Below are 20,324 nucleotides of genomic sequence, written 5' to 3' on the forward strand. Positions count from 1 at the left end.
ATAAATAGAAACAATACTTGAAACTATAGCCAATTCAACCAATAGTATCAGCATGTAAACCCAGAAAAACGCAAACATGAAACTTCACAAAAAAATCCACCCTTTATTACAAAAAGTGGATTGCATCTATTTTTTTAAATTTCTTACACCTAGATTTTAATTTTATTGTTTTGAAAAATTAAACCCGTAAAGAATAAAGCCTTTTTCTTTCTCCTTATTTGCGGGCAAATCTTTATTGTAAAAAAACTGAACAAGGTTATTACCCTCTACAAAATATTTTTTATCAATAGCTATTGAAAACAACTGAGGTTTATTCATAACTGTATTTTTCTTCAATTTCAATCTAAACTTTCTATTTAAAATCATCGCCGCTTCCTGGTCACTGTCTATATTTTCGGATACCAAATTAATTTTTAAGTTTTTTTTGTCATTAATATATACATTGTATTCTGCTGAAAAGTGAGCAACATCACTCTTACCAAGATCTTCTACAATTACTTGATATCTGGGGACTTTTTTAGATTTATCCCAAGCAAAAACCTGTACTCCCCCATCAATAGTTCCATTTTTATGATACCTCATATGACTGAAAACCCATTTCCTGGCTTTATCAGAAGTCAATTTATTCCTAAAATAGGATTGATCTGCTAATAACCAACCTCGATCATTCTCTTTATAAAGCTTTTTAATGGTATTCATATTTCTACCTAATTCTGAATACTTATTACTTATAGGGTAATTTTTAAATTGCTTCGCTTTCCTATCATAATACACTTGTCGAAACTGAATTACACTATCCCCTAAATAATGCTTCCCTGAATTTACATGCGTTGCAAAAACAACATCTCCCTCCTTTTTAAAATGATTTACATAGGTTGACGCATATTTATAATCCATAAAATACCATTGCGACAATCGTTTATCCACCAAATTTCCAGATTTTAATTTTACCGTAACTAGACTGTAAATCTCTCTGTACTTTACCTGACTTAGAAATAGTATCACAACAAAGAAGGTCATTGATAAAAACCCTTTGTTCGTTTTTAATATTTCAAACTTAGACGAAATAAAAAAACAAAACTCGTACACAAATACCCCAATAAACAAATGAACTAAAGGCAATAAGTAAACAAAGTACCTAGGTGCAAAAGCCTCTCTAAACACAAAACTCATCAATATAAATGGGACGAAAAAAAATGAAGACAAGTACAAGGTAGATTTAAATTTCTTAATAAATCCCCAAACAACACCTATTGCTGCAAACACTAAAAGAACGATCCCAACTTCATACAGCAATACATCCTTATATACACCAAAGACCTTATAAGGAGAAGTTTCCCATAAATAGCCCAACCTTGCAAGATCTGGCACTATCCAATCAACAATTTCTTGATGTAATAATAAATTAAGAACAGATCTCGTAAAATTTAAAAATGCCGGACTAACAAGCAACAGCAAAATAACAAAGAGAGAAAATAAGCCTACATAACGATATTTTATAACGTTCTTCTCTGATTTTACAAAATAGGTTTTTAGCCCCATGACCCCTAAATAAAAAGACAATGCAAAAAGTGAGACAAAGACCAATTGATGGCTTAAAAAAGCAAGCGTAAATGAAATTATTACATAGATTAAAGAGGGTACATCAATATTTAACTTCCTCAAATACTTGTTTTTTGTGGTAAGTCCTTTCGGCTCTATAAACAAGTACAAACACAACAAAAACCAAAGAAAGAAAAATTCGAAAAACGAATAATTACGAAGCACCCTACTCCAATAAATCAAAATCAATGAGGATACATTTAAAAATGCAGCTATGACTCCTACATATTTATTATACACTTTTTTCCCTAAACGATAAACCATATAAACACTAAGGGAGCCAAAAATAACGCTTGGCAAGCGAGCTACTATTACAGAGGTAGAGATAAATTTGAAAAGAGGTAATAATATGAGCGTATACAAAACTCCATTATTGTCCCCTGGAAACAAATTACCAGTTCCCTTTAAAAATTTCAATGCCGTATTATAAAATACAAATTCATCCCCCCAAATTGCCAAATCTGCAACAAACAAATACCTCAATAAAAATCCTGCTGCCAGCAATACTGCTATTATTCGACTTTCTTGCTTTTGAAAAACTCTCATTAAACCATTTATTTGATTGTGAAGTGCGAAAGTATTATAATATTTCTAAAACAAAAAAGTCCGAGTTTATAAAACCCGGACTTGTGTTTAGAGTTCGTTACAACTTTAGTGCTGTATCATTATTCTTTTAACGGTCCTCTTATTTGATTTTGATATAACCTCAACAAAATACACTCCAGTATTTAAATCACTTACATCAATTGGAGCAAAATATTGATTGCTATTTAGAACAACTGAACCTGCAGAGTTCATAATTCGAACAGACAAAACCGACTCTGAACTTTCAATAAATAGAAAATCACTAACAGGATTTGGAAACATTTTTATTGAAAAAACATCTGTATCCAACTCATTTTTCAAAACTTTCGCAGTTTTACTTAAGGTAGAACTGGTAGTTAATATAAATTTATCCATATTCCATTGCCAATTATCCGTTCCTGAAGCAATAATTTTCAAAACATGTTGTCCTGAGGACAAATAGACGCTATCTTCCGCCTTTAATCTTTGAAAACTTCCCCAAGAACCAACATTTATAACAGCGTCTTTACTTATCAAAACGCCATCTACATAAATACTTATTTCAGCATTTGACATCGGAGTTGCAACATCATATAATATATGATATACAGCAGCTTCATCAATCATTGCATTATATATAGCTTCGTCATTTTTATTTACATAATTCACCAACGTTTCTGCTTTATTCATTCCAAAAGGCACCAAACCATCATTAAAAGTTCCTGTAGTTGAAGAAAAACTCTCTGCCTCAATTACAATCTCTGCAGAAACAGGAGCCGATATGCCACCAATTTTATTTAAAACGATTTTATCTAGATTCCATTGCCAACTATTACTCCCAGAGGCAACTATTTTTACCTGATGTACGCCTGCTGTTAATGAAATATTATTTGCACCTTGCAAATCTTGATAATCACTCCAAGAACCATTATTCAACACAGTATCAACATTAAGCAAAATACCATCCACATACATAGAAACCTCAGCATTATTTTGAGGTGTTGCTATTTTATAAATAACACTGTACTCACCAGCCACAGAAACATTCAAATTATACTCTGTATAATCTTGTGCATTTACAAAATTTATAATTGAACTTCCTCTATTTACGCCATAAGGCACTGAGCCATCATTAAAGGTTCCTCCCGTAGTAACAAAGGACTCTGCTTCTAAAACTAAACTCTCAGCATCACCGTTTGCAACAGTAATGGTACTTGTTGACATAAAACCACCATCAGTACTTTTTACGGTTATAACTGCAGTACCTATTGAGTTAGCCGAAACAACACCGCTTTGATTAACAGAGGCAATTATTGGATTACTAGAAGTAAATGTCATCGTTTTATCCGCTGCACTTGAAGGACTCACAGCTCCTGTTAGATACCCTTGATTTCCTGGCTCTAAACTTAACGTAGCCGGACTTACAGAAACCCCCGTTACGGATTCGGTAGCAACAGGTTTATAAACACGTACCCAATCCACCTTCATTTCATTTTTACTCGTATTATTTAAATCTTGTGTAGTTGGAGCATGGTCATTCGCTAACCAAGATTGGGATTCAAAATTTATAATGATATCCATTTCCTTATTAAACCCAGTTCCATTCTGATAATTTCCAGGATCGATAACATTAATTCCATTAGAAGCATTGTTCGCCGCCTGTAATTTGGAAAAATCATATGTTGTAGATGTTCCATGAACGGTAACATCTGAATAGCCATTTACCTCTGTGGGTCTTCCACCAATATTCGCTCCCCACTGATCCGTCGTTCCTGCTGGATTTATTGAATTATAATAGGTATACTTCCAAGTACCATTAAAATTAGTAGCAATCGCATTTTGATACATTACTCTAACAATCTCTCCATCAATATAGTATTCAAAATGATTTGGAGTTATCCAGTACACACCTAATCGAAGATACCTTCTGTTACCACCATTCCAAGCCCAAGCTCCCCATCCTCCTGAGGCATCAGAAACTCTTGAGTCTGGCCACCAGCTATTTATATCTCTAGGCTGATAATCATGAAAGGGGTTTCTAATAAATGAATGATGACTGATATGAGTAAATTGTCTAAACCAGGGTGTACTACCATAATTTTCTATTATATCAATTTCTTGAGTGTCATCTGGACTTAATAACCAAAAACATGAAGCTAAGTTGATGTTTGCGACACTAATTGCAGACTCTACAAAAACAGGATATTTAACTCTATTATTTGAAGTGACACAACCTAAGTTCACTCCCTCATATTCTTTACCCATTTTAAAAGCTTCTGTTGCTCCTGGATACGGGTATTGAGGATTTGATTGGTTATTTTTATCCCATCTCGAACCACGTAAAACTAGATTATCTCCATCTACTTTTACATGATCATTTTTCCAATATGTCACTCCTGGTCCATCCCATTGATTGTGGTAAAAATTATACCATTTGTTACTTCCAAAATTCGTCTGATAATTAACAGCATCGAAGCTATAATTAAAATCATCTGATACATTTTCTTGGAGACTCCATGTTTTTCCGGAACCAGCATTGGCAGGAACTACAATCCCAGACCATTCCTGAGATTGAACGGAAAATACGACGCTAAAAAATAAGGCTGAAAGAATTGTGTTTTTAAAGTACCTATATTTAAGATTGTCTAAAATAATTGATTCGGTTGTTTTTTTCATTTTTTCAATAATTTGGTTAGTTTAGTTACCAACAAAACTATATCAAATTTTATCTTGTTTATATGCTATTTTAACCCTTTGCTAGACAAGACATAAATGTCTAGTTAAAATCCCCTATAAAACATGCGCCGAATAAGATGATGTCAAGTTTTTATAAAAACTTGACATCACAAAATCAATAAAGCATCTCCACTGAAAAGAACAACATCTGAATAATGGCACATAAAATTTCATCATAAAAAAAGCCCGAGATTATATCTCGGACTTAAGATTAAAAAGGAATATTTTGTACTAGGATACATTATTCTTTAATCAAATAGTACCTTTTTTGAAATCGTCCCCGAATTAGTAGTTGCAACAACAATATATACTTTTGCTTTGTCAAAGTTAAATTCAAATTTTTCGTTTGACTCAACCACCTTAGATGCTATTAATCTCCCCAATAGATCAGTTATTCTAATATCACCTGAATTACCATCAATACGAACACATTCGTTCGACACAACAAGAGAGTTCTTATTTAATTCAACATTTCTAACGGAAGCCGTTTCCGGTAAACTTTTCGTTAACACATAATCGTCTACATAGAATATAGTCCTATTCGCACCATCATTCGTAACGGTCAACCTTAAATAAACTGTCCCTCCTCCAGTATCATCAGAGATAAACAGAGGTGTTGTTATTTCTACCCAATCGGATGCATTAGTTACATTTGTTGTGATTCCAGTAGCTACTTTAACATTATCTACAAACAACTCTGCAGTAAAATCTGCGGCAGGTGACTCATCCGCCACCTTCACCCAAATACTCCCTTGGTATTCCATTGATACCGCCTCTCTAACATATCGATAATTAGGATTTTGTTGAAAATATGGAGATACAGATGTAGTCGTACATTTAATAGAGTTATTACCATTCCTTTTTACCGATGTTTCTCTCTCCATGGGATTGATTCCGCTTTTCTGATAAATTTGAGTTTGCGGTGTTGTCTTACTGTTCCCCATAAAGTCAATTTCCATATCACCGTTTACTGTTAATGGGTTTTGAACAAGTTCAGCAGTATCATAATGAATAATATCGTTAGCAATAGGGTTATCTATTTGAACACGCACACTTTCTTCTGAAACAGGTGTATATTTTGTCATTAATACTTTATGCCAAGAGTTTATATACTCCGCATTACTCCAAACCATTGCCGAACCTCCAGCAATATTTGAAGTACCGTCAGAACTCACTAGTCTGAGAGCAGTTCTATCATTGAGTGCAGTTGGTTTTACCCACACTGTAAAATAAGTAGCCAAGCTAGTTGATAAAACACTTACAGTTTCGTTTAACAATTCACTATTTGGACTTCCTGCACTGCTCGTAAAAAGTACACCATTAGCCCCAGTATAAGCATCACCATCAGCTGAAGTTCCCAAATTGACATTCCAATTTGTAGGTACCCCACCTGAACTTGTTTCAAAATCTTGATTTAACAAAACGTGATTCGTTTGTGCACCAATATATACTGGTATTAAAATCATTAATAGTTTAAAGAGTAATTTTGTTCTCATAATTAATAGTTTAATTAGTTAAAGAACAATTTTACTTACATCAACCTAAGAATCGATAAATATAGACTCTACAATAAATTGACAAAAATCTTTTAATTGTATTACCAAAAACAATCAACTCTAGACACAGCCCCTACAGAAAACAACCCAAAACACTATATATCAGTCAATTTCACTTTTTTTAGTTTTTAAAATTTCATCTTAAAAAAAAGCCTAGGTTTAACACCTAGGCTTATATAATCATTTTTATTTCCTTTTCACTTACTCAAGAACTCCCATTTTACCAGATTGATAATCCAGCATGGCTTGATGAATTTCTTCCTGGGTATTCATTACAAACGGACCATATGTGGCTACCTTTTCTTTCAAAGGCTCTCCCGTCAAAATAATAAATTCGCTTTTACTATTTGCTACTATAGAAATACCTTCTCCTTCTCCAATAAATGTAAGCATTCGATTTGCCTCTTCATTTAAAGGCTCCGAACCATTTACTGTAAGTTGACCACTAATCAAGTAAATAAGAGCATCGTGACCTGTTTCTATCTCAATTTCTTTTTGAGCCTGCTCATCCGCATAACCCCACAACATATTTATTGGCTTTTGAGTTTCAATTTTCCCCGTTTTCCCTTCAAAACTTCCTGCAACCACTTTTAAAATCAACTTCTTATCAGCACTTCTAACCGATGGCATATCTTCTCCTTTCACATGTTGATACGCTGGATCCATCATTTTATGAGAAGCTGGCAAGTTTAACCACAATTGAATACCTTCCAATTTACCTCCTTTCGCAACAAATTCTTTGGTTGGCCCTTCTGCATGAATGATTCCCTTTCCCGCAGTTGTCCATTGCACATCTCCACCAACTACAACACTATTATTCCCTAAAGAATCCCTATGAAGTTGCTCTCCTTGAATCAGGAAGGTTATCGGTTCAAAACCTCTATGCGGGTGAGGCCCTAAATCAAACGGATTGCTTTCTGGGCTTATATCATAAGGTCCGTAATGATGTAACAAAATAAACGGATCTACATCATTAATTTGAAAACTTGGCAAGGGCTGTCTTAATCGTATTGGCCCCATGTTTACAAAATTGCTTTTACTTTTTGCTTTTATATTTTTAAGTTTCATGTCTATATTTTTATAATTGATTCTTAAATATGTCTCTCTATGACATCATATTTCTCTTAAAAACCGCAAATTCTACCTAATCTTATCTAATAACAGATTGAGTTGTTCTGCCTCAGCATCTGTTAATTTATTCATTGTTTCTCCCACTCCATCCATTTTTATATCCTGTAACATTTTCAATCCTAAATCCGCGATCTGAACGTAAACAACACGTCTATCATTTTCACAACGTACACGTTCTATCAGATTCTTTGCACAAAGCTTATCCATCAACCTTGTTGTATTCGGAGATTTTTCAATCATCCTATCCTTTACGGTCTGTACTGTTACCTTTCCTTTTGCTCCACGTAATATTCTTAATATATTATATTGCTGAACACTAATTTTAAAAGGCTTTAATACAAGGTTTGATTTCCCCTCAATCCAATTGGCAGTGTATTTAATATTAATCAAAGCCTTTACATGTTCTGACGGAAAAGTAGAGTTAATATCTTTAGCTAAATCTCCCATATAATTTTAAATTGCGTTTTGAAATTTTGTTATTTCTTTTTCTAAGGCTTCTTTCAGTTCCACATTCACAACCTCACCTTCTTTAAAGTTTTCAAAGAAAGACGGAAAAGCCATACTTCCTGTAACTTTCGCTCCTAAATGAGGAAAACTGTTTACTGCGATTTGTAAAACCGTTTGTCCACCTCTACCTCCTGGAGAAGTAGCCAATAACAGTACTGGTTTTTCTCTCCATACCTTACCATTAATTCTACTCAACCAATCGAAAGCATTCTTAAATGCTGCTGAATAAGCACCGTTATGTTCTGCAAGTGAAACAACAAAACCATCAGCCCAATCAAAAACACCACTCAACCTTTTGGCTTCTTCATGTATTCCATTCTCTGTCTCTAAATCTATTCCATATAATGGCAAATTAAATTCATTAAGATCTACAATGGTAAGTACAACTTCTTCTAATTGTTCCGCCGCATATGTTGCCAATGTTTTATTTATTGAGTTTTTACTGTTGCTTCCTCCTATTACTATGATATTTTTCATCTTTTAATTTTTTATCGTTCTTATTATTTCTGTGGGGGTATTCACCATTTGTGCTACGGGACAACTTTTAGCCCGTTCCTTAAGTGCCATTAATTGTTCATGAGAAATTTTATTTTCTATTGAAATTTCTTCATGAATCTTCTTTACAATTCCCTTTTGCGTCAGTTTCGTTTCCTCTGTAACCTCCACAATAATCTCTCCCAAATCCCACTCCATTTTATCGGCATAAGTTCTAAGTGTGATGGCGACACATCCTCCAATTGCAGCTAAAAAAAACTCAACTGGTGTAGGCCCCGTCCCACTACCTCCTTTTAATTTTGGTGTGTCAATTTCATAAGAAAAGTTACTACTACGAACTTTGGCCATAAAGTTCTCGGTACTTAGCGAAACTTTAGAACTTGGTTTTACTTTCATTAAGCCAATCTTTTTCTAAAAACATAAGAAACAATCAAAAAAATCATAGCCATCAAAGCTCCATAATGCTCACCATCTCCAATAGAAACGTGCGCACTAAAGGCTAATAAAAAATTAAAAAAGAAACCTGTGTATGCCCACTCCTTCACTGTTTCCCATTTTGTCAAGGTAATCACAGCAATTCCTGATAACTTAAAAAAGGCCAATGGATAAATAATGTATGTTGGAAAACCTAAATTCAAAAAAGTTTCACTAATCATTGCATTGTTAAAGACATACATCCCAGACGACATTAACATCATTAAAGACAATAAACCCGTTGCAACCCAAAAAATAATTTTATTCGTTTTCATATTATAAAGTTTTAATTACAGTGCAAATGTAATAAAAATATTTTTATTTACCATGGTAAATAAAACCAAGGTATATAAAAAATGATAATTAACTACATTTTTGTACTTTAGCCGCGCAAAAATCAGCAATACTAATGGATATAAAATTCAACGCAAACGAAGATTCTAACAGACTTCTTTCAACAGATTTAAAGAAAAAACTTTTAAAAGTTTATGAAGGTGGTGGAAAAAAACGTATTGCTAAAATTCATGCAAAAGGAAAACTTACTGCACGTGAACGCATTAGCTACTTATTAGATAATGATGCGAATGCAATAGAGATTGGAGCTTTTGTTGGTGAAGATATGTACGAAGAACACGGCGGATGTCCGTCTGGAGGTGTAGTAGTAAAAATCGGGAAAATAAAAGGGATGCAATGCATCGTAGTTGCAAATGACGCTTCTGTAAAAGCTGGGGCTTGGTTCCCTATTACTGCTAAGAAAAACTTACGTGCACAAGAAATTGCCATGGAAAATAAAATTCCTATTATCTACTTGGTTGACAGCGCTGGGGTATACCTTCCTTTACAAGATGAAATTTTCCCTGATAAAGAACACTTTGGACGAATTTTCAGAAACAATGCTATTATGAGCAGTATGGGTATTACTCAAATTTCTGCGGTAATGGGAAGTTGTGTTGCTGGAGGAGCCTACTTACCAATTATGAGTGATGAAGCCTTGATTGTTAACAAAACGGGAAGTATTTTTTTAGCAGGTAGCTATCTTGTAAAAGCAGCTATTGGTGAAAGTATTGACAATGAAACTTTAGGAGGAGCAACTACTCATTGTGAGATTTCAGGTGTTACCGATTACAAATCTAAAGACGATAAAGACGCCTTGGATACCATCAAAAACATCATTGACAAAATAGGAAGCTCAGAAAAAGCAGGTTATAATAGAAAAGAAGCGCTATTACCGAAGGAAAATCAAGAGGATATATTTGGTATTTTACCAAAATCAAGAGCGGACCAATATGATATGAATGAGATTATCAAAAGATTGGTTGATAACTCTGAATTTGAGCCTTACAAAGAAGAATTTGGTAAAACCATTATTTGTGGATATGCACGTATTGACGGATGGGCTGTTGGAATTGTAGCAAACCAGAGAAAAGTTGTAAAAACTGCAAAGAAAGAAATGCAGTTTGGTGGAGTGATCTATTCAGATAGTGCTACTAAAGCAACTCGTTTTATTTCTAACTGCAACCAGAAAAAAATCCCACTAGTCTTTTTACAAGATGTTACAGGGTTTATGGTTGGTAGTAAATCTGAGCACGGAGGGATTATAAAAGATGGTGCAAAAATGGTAAATGCAGTAAGTAACTCTGTAGTACCTAAATTTACTGTGGTAATTGGTAACTCTTACGGAGCAGGAAACTATGCCATGTGCGGTAAAGCCTATGATCCTAGATTAATTTGTGCTTGGCCAAGTGCAAGACTAGCGGTAATGGGAGGAACACAAGCTGCTAAAGTATTATTACAAATGGAAACAGCTTCACTTAAAAGTCAAGGAGAAGTAATTACTCCTGAACGTGAGGCTGAAATACTAAAATCTATTGAGGAAAAATATGACAAACAAACATCTCCATATTATGCAGCCGCAAGGCTCTGGACAGATGGAGTCATCAACCCATTAGACACCAGAAAATGGATTAGTACAGGAATCGATATAGCAAATAACGCACCTATTGAAAAACAATTTAATCTTGGTGTTATTCAAGCTTAAATTGGTTTGAAAACAAAATTAAAAAAGGTCAATACTAAAAAGTATTGACCTTTTTTTATTCCCTCAAAATAAAAACATCATAAGATAGTTTCCATAAATACCCTAATAATAGTTTACAGATTATGATATGCATCATAAAAATAATAAAGACTCAGTTTTATTTTTGAAGTCGAATATTTTGTAAATTCGAATCACAAAACACACAACGGATGAGTAAAGCTATTTATATTGCTACGATAGAGTCACACACTGGAAAATCACTAGTTTCGCTGGGACTTTTAAGAATGATGTTAACGAAATCGATTAAGGTAGGATATTTTAGACCTATCATTAACGATACTGAAAGTGGACATTTCGACAACCACACTAAAACCGCTATTAATTTTTTCAATTTAGATTTAAAATTATCTGACTGCTATGCCTACAAGCAAAGTGAAGTTTTGAAATTATTAAGCAAAGGAAAGGTTGACGAAGTTATCCAAACGGTGATTGAAAAATATAAAAACCTAGAAGAACGGTTTGATTATGTACTTGTAGAGGGAACTGATTTCTCTGAAGAGGGTAGTTTTCTAGAACTCGATCTTAATCTTGCAATTGCTAAAAACCTTGGAATACCTTGTGTTATTGTGGGATCTGGAAAAAACAAAACCACGGATGAGTTTATCAACAGTATGGAAATCACTTACAAAGCTTTCAAAAGAAAAGAGGTGGATATACTTGGTTTGATTGCAAATAAAGTTAAACTTGATGATAGAGATTTAGTTGCTACAGAACTTCAAAAAGTAATCCCAACCGAGATCCAAATAGATGTAATCCCTGAAAGTCTTTATTTAGAAAACCCAACGGTAAAAGAAATTAATGAAGCCCTTGAAGGAAAGGTTTTATTTGGTGAACAATTTATTGACAATACCATTGGTAGCTTTAGTTCAGGTGCTATGCAGCTGAGAAACTACTTGACCCGTATTAAGGAAAACGCTTTGGTGGTAACACCAGGAGATAGAGCCGATATTATTTTAGGAGCATTGCAAGCAAATGCATCCTCTAACTACCCAAAAATTGCAGGACTTATTTTAACGGGTGGTTTGTTGCCTGAAGCATCGATCCTCAAATTGATTGAAGGAGTGCAATCTACCGTTCCAATTATCTCTGTTCAAGGAGGTACTTTTAGCACTACAAATAAAATTGGAGCCGTAAAGTCAAAAATATATTCAACCAATTCAAAAAAAATATTGCTAGCATTAGATACTTTTGATTCTTATGTAAATGCAGAGGGAATAGCCAATATTCTTACACAATATAACTCAGAAAGAATTACTCCGAACATGTTTCAGTACAACCTGATGCAAAGAGCAAAACTAAACAGAAAACATATTGTGTTACCAGAAGGAAATGACGATAGAATAATACAAGCAGCTGCTCGTTTACAATTATTAGATATTGTTGACCTTACTATTTTAGGAGACAAAAGCACCATCCAATTAAAATGTGACCAATTAGGACTTCAAATAGATTTGGATAAAATCAATATTCTAAACCCTGAAGATTCAATTAACAACAAAGAATTCTCTCAAACTTTATATGAAGCCCGCAAACATAAAGGCATGACGGAAACAACGGCCAATGACCTTGTTAAAGATGTATCATATTACGGAACCATTATGGTTATGAAAGGAATGGCAGATGGAATGGTTTCTGGTGCAGCACATACCACTCAGCACACCATAAAACCTTCGCTTCAACTCATAAAAACAAAACCAGGAGTATCCGTGGTATCCTCTGTCTTCTTTATGTGTTTACCTGATCGTGTTTCTGTTATGGGAGATTGCGCTGTAAATCCAAACCCGAATGCAGAACAATTGGCTGAAATCGCTATTAGTTCTGCTCAATCCTCAGAAGCTTTCGGAATCAATGCAAGAGTAGCAATGCTATCTTACTCTTCTGGAAGTTCTGGAAAAGGAGAACAAGTTGAAAAAGTTAGACTTGCAACTGAAATCGTATCTAAAAAACATCCTGAATTAAAAATTGAAGGACCTATACAATACGATGCCGCTGTTGATATGAACGTTGCAAAAAGCAAAATGCCGGATTCAAAGGTAGCCGGACAAGCTTCGGTACTAATTTTCCCAGATCTAAACACTGGTAATAACACCTATAAGGCAATACAAAGAGAAACAGGTGCATTGGCAATTGGACCTATGCTGCAAGGGCTTAACAAACCTGTTAACGATTTGAGTAGAGGATGTACAGTTGATGATATTTTTAACACTGTTTTACTAACCGCAATACAAGCAAACCAAGAATCATAATGAATATATTAGTACTGAATGCAGGATCTTCATCGTTAAAATACCAATTGATTTCAATGCCTTCTCAGCAAGTAAAGTGTGTTGGTTTGGTAGAAAGGATTGGAATGGATGATGCAATTTTCACACATGAAAAAGAAAACCAGAAACATAATGAAGTCTGCCCTATTCCTGATCACTCCATCGCATTAAAAAAAGTGGAAGCTGCGTTAATGCATACCGATTATGGAGTGTTAAAAAATGTTGATGAAATTGATGCTGTTGGTCACAGAGTTGTTCATGGAGGAAGTAAATTTGCAAATACCGTTATTGCAACTGAAGAAGCTAAAAAAAATATCAAAGAATTGTTTGCCCTCGCTCCTTTACACAACCCTGCTAACTTAACAGGAATTGAAGTAGCGGAGCATATTTTTACGAACGCAACGCAAACTGTAGTTTTTGACACAGCCTTTTTCCAAACAATGCCCCAAGAAGCATATCAGTATGCTATTCCAAAAAAATATCTAGAGGAAGATCAAATTAGAGCCTATGGTTTTCATGGAACAAGTCATAAGTATGTTTCTGAACAAGCGATTGAGCATTTAGGAGAAAACTCTAAGAACATAATTACCATACATTTAGGAAATGGTTGTAGTATATCAGCAATTAAAGATGGTAAATGTATTGAGCACTCCTTGGGGTTAGGGCCTACAAGTGGTTTGGTAATGGGAACGAGAGCTGGAGATGTGGATTTATCCGTTGTAATACACTTACAAAAGAAGTTTGGAAAAACAGCAGATGAAGTAAACCATATTCTACAAAAAGAATCTGGAATGAAAGGTTTAACTGGCCATTCTGACCTAAGAGATATAGGAAACTTAGCTGCTGAAGGAAATGAAGATTGTATCAATGCCTTGAATTTAGCAGCTCATCGAATTAAAAAGTATATCGGTTCCTATACAGCAATATTAAATGGTCTTGATGCAATTGTTTTTACAGCAGGTATTGGAGAAAACTCAAGTTTAATGCGTGAATTGAGCTGTAAAGGAATGGATTATTTAGGAATTGAACTCGACACAGATAAAAACAATACACGCGCTAAAGGAATTCGAGAAATTCAAAATACTAAAAGCAAGGTTAAAGTCTTAATCATTCCTACCAATGAGGAAATTGAAATAGCAAAACAAACCTACGAACTATTACAGAATTAAAACATTTTACTCCACAAAATCATTCAAATGGAAATTACATCATTCAACAACGAATTAGAATTTGAAGACAAAGTTAAAACGAAAGTAATTTTAGAAACTGACTTTTCTAAAGAGATTCGTATTCTAATGAAGAAAGGCCAGGTTATGAAAGAACACAAAACCAAATTTCCAATTATTGTGCATGTCCTTGAGGGATTGGTTGATTTTGGAGTAAAAGGAAAAGTACATTCCTTTAATTCAGGGGCTATCATCAGTCTTGAAGCTAATGTACCGCACGATTTATTCGCTCAAGAAAATAGTATTGTTCGATTGACATTATCAAAGCAAGATACTATCGATAGAGTTGAGCAGGTTATTCATGGAGTTGAAACAAAATAGATCATGAAAGCAATTGAGTCAAGAAAAGATATAGCATTATTGGTACATAACTTTTATGATAAAATTAGAACCGAAGCAACCTTAGGTCCAATCTTTAACAAGCATATCCCTGAGAATAGTTGGCCAGAACACTTAGAAAAACTTACTGATTTTTGGGAAACAAATCTATTTGGTATTCCAAAATTCAAAGGAAGTCCGACCATGAAACATATCAATGTTGACAAAAACTTACACCACAAAGTAGATCAAGTTCATTTTGGGTTGTGGTTGCAACTTTGGTTTGAAACTATAGACGAGCTCTACTCAGGCGATTTAGCAACCAAAGCAAAGGAAGTGTCCAGACGTATGGCTCATGGTCAATTTATGGCTATTTGGAATCATAGACCGAAATAATTTTATAGAAGTATTCTACTTGAAATAAAAGTATTTGTAGAAATTTTCTCCCCTCCTAACCTATAATAATTGACAACCATCAAGTATAAATAAAAGTTGTAAACTAGGGCAGTAATTTTTACATTTGCTTCACAAATTTTAACAGAAGTAAATTACATTTAGAAATGGGTAGAGCATTTGAATTCCGTAAAGCAAGAAAAATGAAACGTTGGTCAGCAATGGCCAAAACTTTTACACGTATTGGAAAAGATATCGTGATGGCTGTAAAGGAAGGTGGACCAAACCCTGACACCAACTCTAGATTAAGAGCTGTAATGCAAAATGCAAAGGCAGCAAATATGCCTAAGGACAATGTAGAACGTGCTATTAAGAAAGCAACAGATAAAGACACAGCTAATTACAAAGAAGTTTTGTTTGAAGGTTACGCACCTCATGGAATTGCAATTGTTTGCGAAACGGCAACCGATAATAACAACAGAACGGTAGCCAATGTACGTGCCGCATTTAATAAATGTAATGGTACTTTTGGAACTTCTGGGTCTGTAATTTTTATGTTTGACCATACTTGTAACTTTAGAATAAAATCTGAAGGTATTGATATTGATTTAGAAGAGTTAGAATTAGAATTAATGGACTTTGATGTAGAAGAAGTATTCCAAGATGAAGACGGAATCTTAATATATGGTCCGTTTGAACAATTTGGTGCCATTCAAGGATACCTTGAAGAACATAACTTAGAAATACTTTCTTCTGGTTTTGAGCGAATCCCGACTACAACTAAAAAATTGGGAGAAGCTGAACAAGCAGAAGTAGAAAAATTATTAGAAAAATTAGAAGAAGATGATGATGTTCAAAATGTCTATCATTCTTTAGAGATGTAAAATACTTCTATCAAGATAAAAAAACCGCTTTTCAAAAAAAAGCGGTTTTTTTATGGGTAAAATTCGTCAAATATTGACTCATTTCCGTCAAACTAAAATTTATACTCCAAAAAAAATGTAGTTTTACCCAACTACTATTTTAACGGCATTATTTGTATGAAAAAAATACTTTTTACACTACTACTTCCAATTCTTTTTGCTTTTACAACATTCATGAATAATGACAACCCTGAACAACCTTTATTGCTCAGAGAACCTTATTTACAAATGGTAAGAGAAAAATCCACAACAATTACATGGAAAACAAATAATATTGCGGAGAACTGCTATGTTGAAATACATAAAGAAAAATCGGATAAGACAATACGAGTATCAGGATCACTGAGTCTGCATGAAAATAATAAGTTTAATGAAGTCGTACTTGACAAACTCAAACCAAACACAAAATATTATTACAGTATTTACTCTAACGGTTTTAAACTAGCTAGTGGTGAAGATTATTATTTCATCACAAACCCAAAAGGGAAAAAAAATGCATTTAGCTTCTATGCATTAGGTGATATTGGAGCCAAATTACCTCAAAGTTTTGCAGACGAGCCTGCGAAGCGTATTGAAAATTTAAAAAACAAACCTAATTTTGGATTGGGGTTAGGAGATATCGTATATGCAAAAGGAGAAAGTAAATTTTACGACAAACAATTGTTTGAGCCATTTCAAGAAGTCTTCAAAAATATTCCGTTTTATCCAGTCCCTGGGAATCATGATTGGTATTCGGACCCAGAACACAATTTTGAAAAAGAATGGTCATTACCAAATAACGAACATTATTATAGTTTCTCATATTCTAATGCACTTTTTATTGGTCTAGATTCCTCTAAAGGAGAGTTCTACAATTACAAAGAGCAAATAAAATGGCTACAAAAAACACTAGAATCTAATAAGGGAAAATTTGATTGGACCATCGTCTATTTACATCACAATGGAAAAACATGCTCGTACAAACCCAACTATGAGTCTGTCATTTCTATATACAAGATTCTAGCAGATTACAATGTAGATATACTTTTAAACGGACATGCGCATACCTATGAGAGATTGAAGCCTTATAATGAAAACGGCGACATAGATCCTGAAATTAAGAATCAATCCTCTTACAAAAAATTAGACAAAAGCTTTATTTCTATTACCGTGGGAGCAGGTGGAAAATTGAATAAAAAATGGAGTCCTGATCCAAGTGACACAAAAAACTGTGAAGATGGAAGCATCGTAGCACATTTTGAACATGTACCTAGTTTTTCTTTAATTTCCATCGATGGAAAGATATTAAAATTTGAAGGTATCAACTCTATTAGCGGTAAAAGTTTTGACAGCTTTATCATCACCAAATAATTATAGTAACAAGTCTAAACAAGCAGTATACAATTCTTTTTTATCTATTTTTGATTTTATCCATGCATAAAAACAAAGAATAAAAACATCTTCTGTTTTGGTATCTTGGTTTATCAAATCATTCACTTTTCCCTTAAAAGAGTCATTTTCGACACAGGAGTTATCTTTGTAATAAACAGTAATCAATTTGACAAATTCAAGAACCCGATCCTCATTTTTATTTTTGAGTAAACTTTTATGTTTTTTTCTAAAACTCATTAATCTTACTTGAAACAGATCGTAAGAATCCTGTTCTAGAAGCAACAATAGTTCAATTAAATTTTTCTGAATAACCCAAAGAGTCCCTACTTTTTGAGTATACCAAACATCACTATGATAAAATTCCGAATAAACTCTGTAAGCCTCAAGAATTTCTCCTTTAAAAAATAAAACAACAACTCTTGCTAGTAATAGATCATAATATTCTTCTGTTTTAGAAATTTCCTTAGGCAAATCATCTAAAGTGATTAATGCCACGTCTATTCTATTTGAAAAAAGTGCTATTAAAATTTTCAATAACTTATATCTTAAAACAAAATGATTGTAATACCCCCCTTTCTTTAGCAACATATGAGCGTGCATTTCCTCCAAATATTTATTGGAAGCCTCAAAATTTCTCGTCCTAAAATTAAAGTTTGCCAAATAGAATAACAACTGTATTTTTTCGGGAAGATAACGCTCTACTTCTATATGTTTTTTCTCTATTTCAGCCATCATGTTCTCTACATAAGACCATAATTTGATGTGTTTACCCGTGACATGAGCCACTGTATTGAACACCTCTATAATCTTTATCAATGCTGCAAAGTGCAATCCATTAGAAGCAGTAATGGCAAATTTCTCTAAATTATATTCTAAGACTTCTTCGGGGCTTGCAGTAGTATTTTCCAACTCGAATTGAATTGTTGCATAAAACAATTGCAAATTCTCTTGCTGCTGTAACTGCAATTTATTTTTCTCAAAATCCTGTTTCACTTCGGAAAAATGATACACCTTGGATTTATGTAAATTTTGCATTTTAAGCAGATATATCTCATGTAACAACAGAAAGAGGTCATGCTTCTGAGCTTTTAATTCAGCCTTTTTTAAGGTCTTAAATGCAAGTTCAGTTCTTTTACATAAAAAAAAGTACTTACTAGCTTCCAACAGTTTTGAAACAAAAGTTTCATTGGAATTTCCCTTAGAGAAATTATCACTTGCAATAAACTCAATCAAAGAATCATGTAGTCTTTTACTTATGGCGTGATAAGCACCTTTGTTAGATGCACCATAAAGAGCAATATCCATAGATTTGTCCTCTTTACCATGTGATAACATTAAAAACAATTCTATATTCTTAACATCTCCCCTTCTGTTCTTTTTCTTTAGAATCGATAGAAACTCTTTTTTTTGATCTAAAGAAAATGTGTCAATAATGGTTTTATTTACATTCATTATATCGTAAGTTTAAGAAATATAAACATACTAAAATAGATCAATATAAATATTTTTAAACATATTAAATCGTAAGTTTTTCACCTAAATAGAATTTACAATTCATTAAATGTCAGGCATCTTTGCATCAGTATTAACAACCTAATAAAATAATATGCAATTTTTAAATGTCATTTGGCCTGCTGTTTATGTGAGTCAAACCTTTCTAGAGTTTTGGTTTATCATAATTGGAACCATTGCTATCGAACTCATCACAATTAAATATTTTTTAAAAACTTCGTGGATAAACTCGTTTTTTATATCATTTATAGGAAATCTAGTTTCTGGAATCATTGGAACATTTATTATGACCTTTGGTATGCTTCTATGGCATTTGGTAGCCGACACACTTTTTTTCAAAGGATCTTTTAACTCTATTAACTGGATCATGACTTTTGTTTTAATGTGTTTTGGAAGTGTAATTATTGAAGCTTTTGCCGTAAAATTTATTCTTAAAAAAAATATCAAAAAAATTTTCATTCCACTTTTTATTGGAAACCTCATCAGCTACATTTTTATAGCTGTTATTATGTAAACAAACATCGCAACACGTTCTCATTCAAAACAACAAGAGAAAATAAACAAACAACTATTAACGAAAAACATCAATTATTATGGACTATAATTTTAAAAGTGACGTAACAGAAGAAAATTCATCAAATAAAAAAATAAAATCATCTAAAAAGGAAAGAACGCTGCAATTTGATCAAAAACCAACACCGGCATTTATCGGAGCATCTTGGTTCGCTCTATTAGCCGGAACTCTTGCCTACTGTATTGGTTTATGGAATTCCGACATGTTATTAAACGAACGTGGCTATTATTTTACCATTCTATTATTTGGATTATTCTCAGCCGTGTCGCTTCAAAAAAGTGTAAGAGACAAATTAGAAGGATTAAAAGTGACAGAAATGTACCATAATATAAGCTGGTTTTCTGCACTCTCCGCTCTTGTATTATTAACAATCGGACTTTGGAATGCAGATCTATTAGCTAGTGAAAAAGGATTTTATGCAATGTCATATCTACTAAGTTTATTTGCCGCGATAGCAGTTCAAAAAAACACCAGAGATAAGGCATATATAGAATCTCTAGAGTCTGAGAGTACTGACCAAAAGACAACTAGTTAATCTCACAGATCCAAAAATTTTCAAGCCACTTCAAAATAGAAGTGG

The 20,324-nt window shown here is 33.5% G+C and carries 18 protein-coding genes; 9 read left to right on the plus strand and 9 right to left on the minus strand.

Annotation, left to right across the window (positions count from 1 at the left end; genetic code table 11):
* Positions 1 to 162: 162 nt before the first annotated feature.
* From AC2DGP_RS05150 to AC2DGP_RS05185, 8 genes are all read right to left on the minus strand, one after another.
* A complete protein-coding gene (locus tag AC2DGP_RS05150; RefSeq protein ID WP_484491947.1) occupies positions 163 to 2,148 on the minus strand; it encodes a hypothetical protein in 1,986 nt (661 codons plus the stop codon).
* A 105-nt stretch (positions 2,149 to 2,253) separates the two neighbouring features.
* Positions 2,254 to 4,842, minus strand: a complete 2,589-nt coding sequence (locus AC2DGP_RS05155) for a carbohydrate-binding protein (RefSeq protein ID WP_484491948.1) — start codon at positions 4,840 to 4,842, stop codon at positions 2,254 to 2,256.
* A 308-nt stretch (positions 4,843 to 5,150) separates the two neighbouring features.
* Positions 5,151 to 6,398 carry a T9SS type A sorting domain-containing protein gene (locus AC2DGP_RS05160; protein WP_484491949.1) on the minus strand — a complete coding sequence of 416 codons (1,248 nt, stop codon included), beginning with the start codon at positions 6,396 to 6,398 and terminating at the stop codon, positions 5,151 to 5,153.
* A gap of 261 nt (positions 6,399 to 6,659) precedes the next feature.
* Complete coding sequence (locus AC2DGP_RS05165) at positions 6,660 to 7,526, minus strand: pirin family protein (protein WP_484491950.1); 867 nt, start codon at positions 7,524 to 7,526, stop codon at positions 6,660 to 6,662.
* Positions 7,527 to 7,598: 72 nt separating this feature from the next.
* Positions 7,599 to 8,036, minus strand: coding sequence for a MarR family winged helix-turn-helix transcriptional regulator (locus tag AC2DGP_RS05170; RefSeq protein WP_484491951.1), 438 nt, complete (start codon positions 8,034 to 8,036; stop codon positions 7,599 to 7,601).
* 6 nt (positions 8,037 to 8,042) lie between these two features.
* Entirely contained in the window at positions 8,043 to 8,573 is a 531-nt protein-coding gene (locus AC2DGP_RS05175; RefSeq protein ID WP_484491952.1) for an NADPH-dependent FMN reductase, read from the minus strand.
* 3 nt (positions 8,574 to 8,576) lie between these two features.
* Entirely contained in the window at positions 8,577 to 8,987 is a 411-nt protein-coding gene (locus tag AC2DGP_RS05180; RefSeq protein ID WP_484491953.1) for an OsmC family protein, read from the minus strand.
* The gene (locus AC2DGP_RS05185) at positions 8,987 to 9,340 is read right to left on the minus strand and encodes a DoxX family protein (protein ID WP_484491954.1); all 354 of its coding nucleotides are present in this window, start codon (positions 9,338 to 9,340) and stop codon (positions 8,987 to 8,989) included. The genes AC2DGP_RS05180 and AC2DGP_RS05185 overlap by 1 nt, the downstream gene beginning before the upstream one ends.
* Before the next feature lie 134 nt (positions 9,341 to 9,474).
* Here AC2DGP_RS05185 and AC2DGP_RS05190 point away from each other — a divergent pair, with 134 nt between their 5' ends.
* The 7 genes from AC2DGP_RS05190 to AC2DGP_RS05220 all read left to right on the plus strand — a co-directional run bounded on the left by AC2DGP_RS05190 (position 9,475) and on the right by AC2DGP_RS05220 (position 17,637).
* The gene (locus AC2DGP_RS05190; protein ID WP_484491955.1) at positions 9,475 to 11,103 is read left to right on the plus strand and encodes an acyl-CoA carboxylase subunit beta; all 1,629 of its coding nucleotides are present in this window, start codon (positions 9,475 to 9,477) and stop codon (positions 11,101 to 11,103) included.
* Between the two features lie 209 nt (positions 11,104 to 11,312).
* Positions 11,313 to 13,409, plus strand: a complete 2,097-nt coding sequence (gene pta, locus AC2DGP_RS05195) for a phosphate acetyltransferase (RefSeq protein WP_484491956.1) — start codon at positions 11,313 to 11,315, stop codon at positions 13,407 to 13,409.
* On the plus strand, positions 13,409 to 14,596 hold the full coding sequence (locus AC2DGP_RS05200) for an acetate/propionate family kinase (protein ID WP_484491957.1): 1,188 nt from the start codon (positions 13,409 to 13,411) through the stop codon (positions 14,594 to 14,596). The genes pta and AC2DGP_RS05200 overlap by 1 nt, the downstream gene beginning before the upstream one ends.
* Positions 14,597 to 14,623: 27 nt before the next feature.
* Positions 14,624 to 14,974, plus strand: coding sequence for a cupin domain-containing protein (locus AC2DGP_RS05205; RefSeq protein WP_484491958.1), 351 nt, complete (start codon positions 14,624 to 14,626; stop codon positions 14,972 to 14,974).
* 3 nt (positions 14,975 to 14,977) lie between these two features.
* Positions 14,978 to 15,367, plus strand: coding sequence for a group III truncated hemoglobin (locus AC2DGP_RS05210; protein WP_484491959.1), 390 nt, complete (start codon positions 14,978 to 14,980; stop codon positions 15,365 to 15,367).
* A gap of 164 nt (positions 15,368 to 15,531) precedes the next feature.
* Complete coding sequence (locus AC2DGP_RS05215) at positions 15,532 to 16,248, plus strand: YebC/PmpR family DNA-binding transcriptional regulator (protein WP_484491960.1); 717 nt, start codon at positions 15,532 to 15,534, stop codon at positions 16,246 to 16,248.
* A gap of 156 nt (positions 16,249 to 16,404) precedes the next feature.
* Positions 16,405 to 17,637 carry a purple acid phosphatase family protein gene (locus tag AC2DGP_RS05220; protein WP_484491961.1) on the plus strand — a complete coding sequence of 411 codons (1,233 nt, stop codon included), beginning with the start codon at positions 16,405 to 16,407 and terminating at the stop codon, positions 17,635 to 17,637.
* Here AC2DGP_RS05220 and AC2DGP_RS05225 read toward each other — a convergent pair whose 3' ends face one another.
* Positions 17,638 to 19,110 (minus strand): hypothetical protein, encoded by a 1,473-nt coding sequence (locus tag AC2DGP_RS05225; RefSeq protein WP_484491962.1) that lies wholly within the window; start codon positions 19,108 to 19,110, stop codon positions 17,638 to 17,640.
* Between the two features lie 154 nt (positions 19,111 to 19,264).
* Between AC2DGP_RS05225 and AC2DGP_RS05230 the strand changes: the two genes are divergently transcribed.
* Positions 19,265 to 19,684, plus strand: coding sequence for a hypothetical protein (locus AC2DGP_RS05230; protein WP_484491963.1), 420 nt, complete (start codon positions 19,265 to 19,267; stop codon positions 19,682 to 19,684).
* Between the two features lie 79 nt (positions 19,685 to 19,763).
* On the plus strand, positions 19,764 to 20,279 hold the full coding sequence (yiaA, locus tag AC2DGP_RS05235; RefSeq protein ID WP_484491964.1) for an inner membrane protein YiaA: 516 nt from the start codon (positions 19,764 to 19,766) through the stop codon (positions 20,277 to 20,279).
* Positions 20,280 to 20,324 lie beyond the last annotated feature (45 nt).

The sequence above is a fragment of the Flavicella sp. IMCC45537 genome (assembly GCF_057197705.1).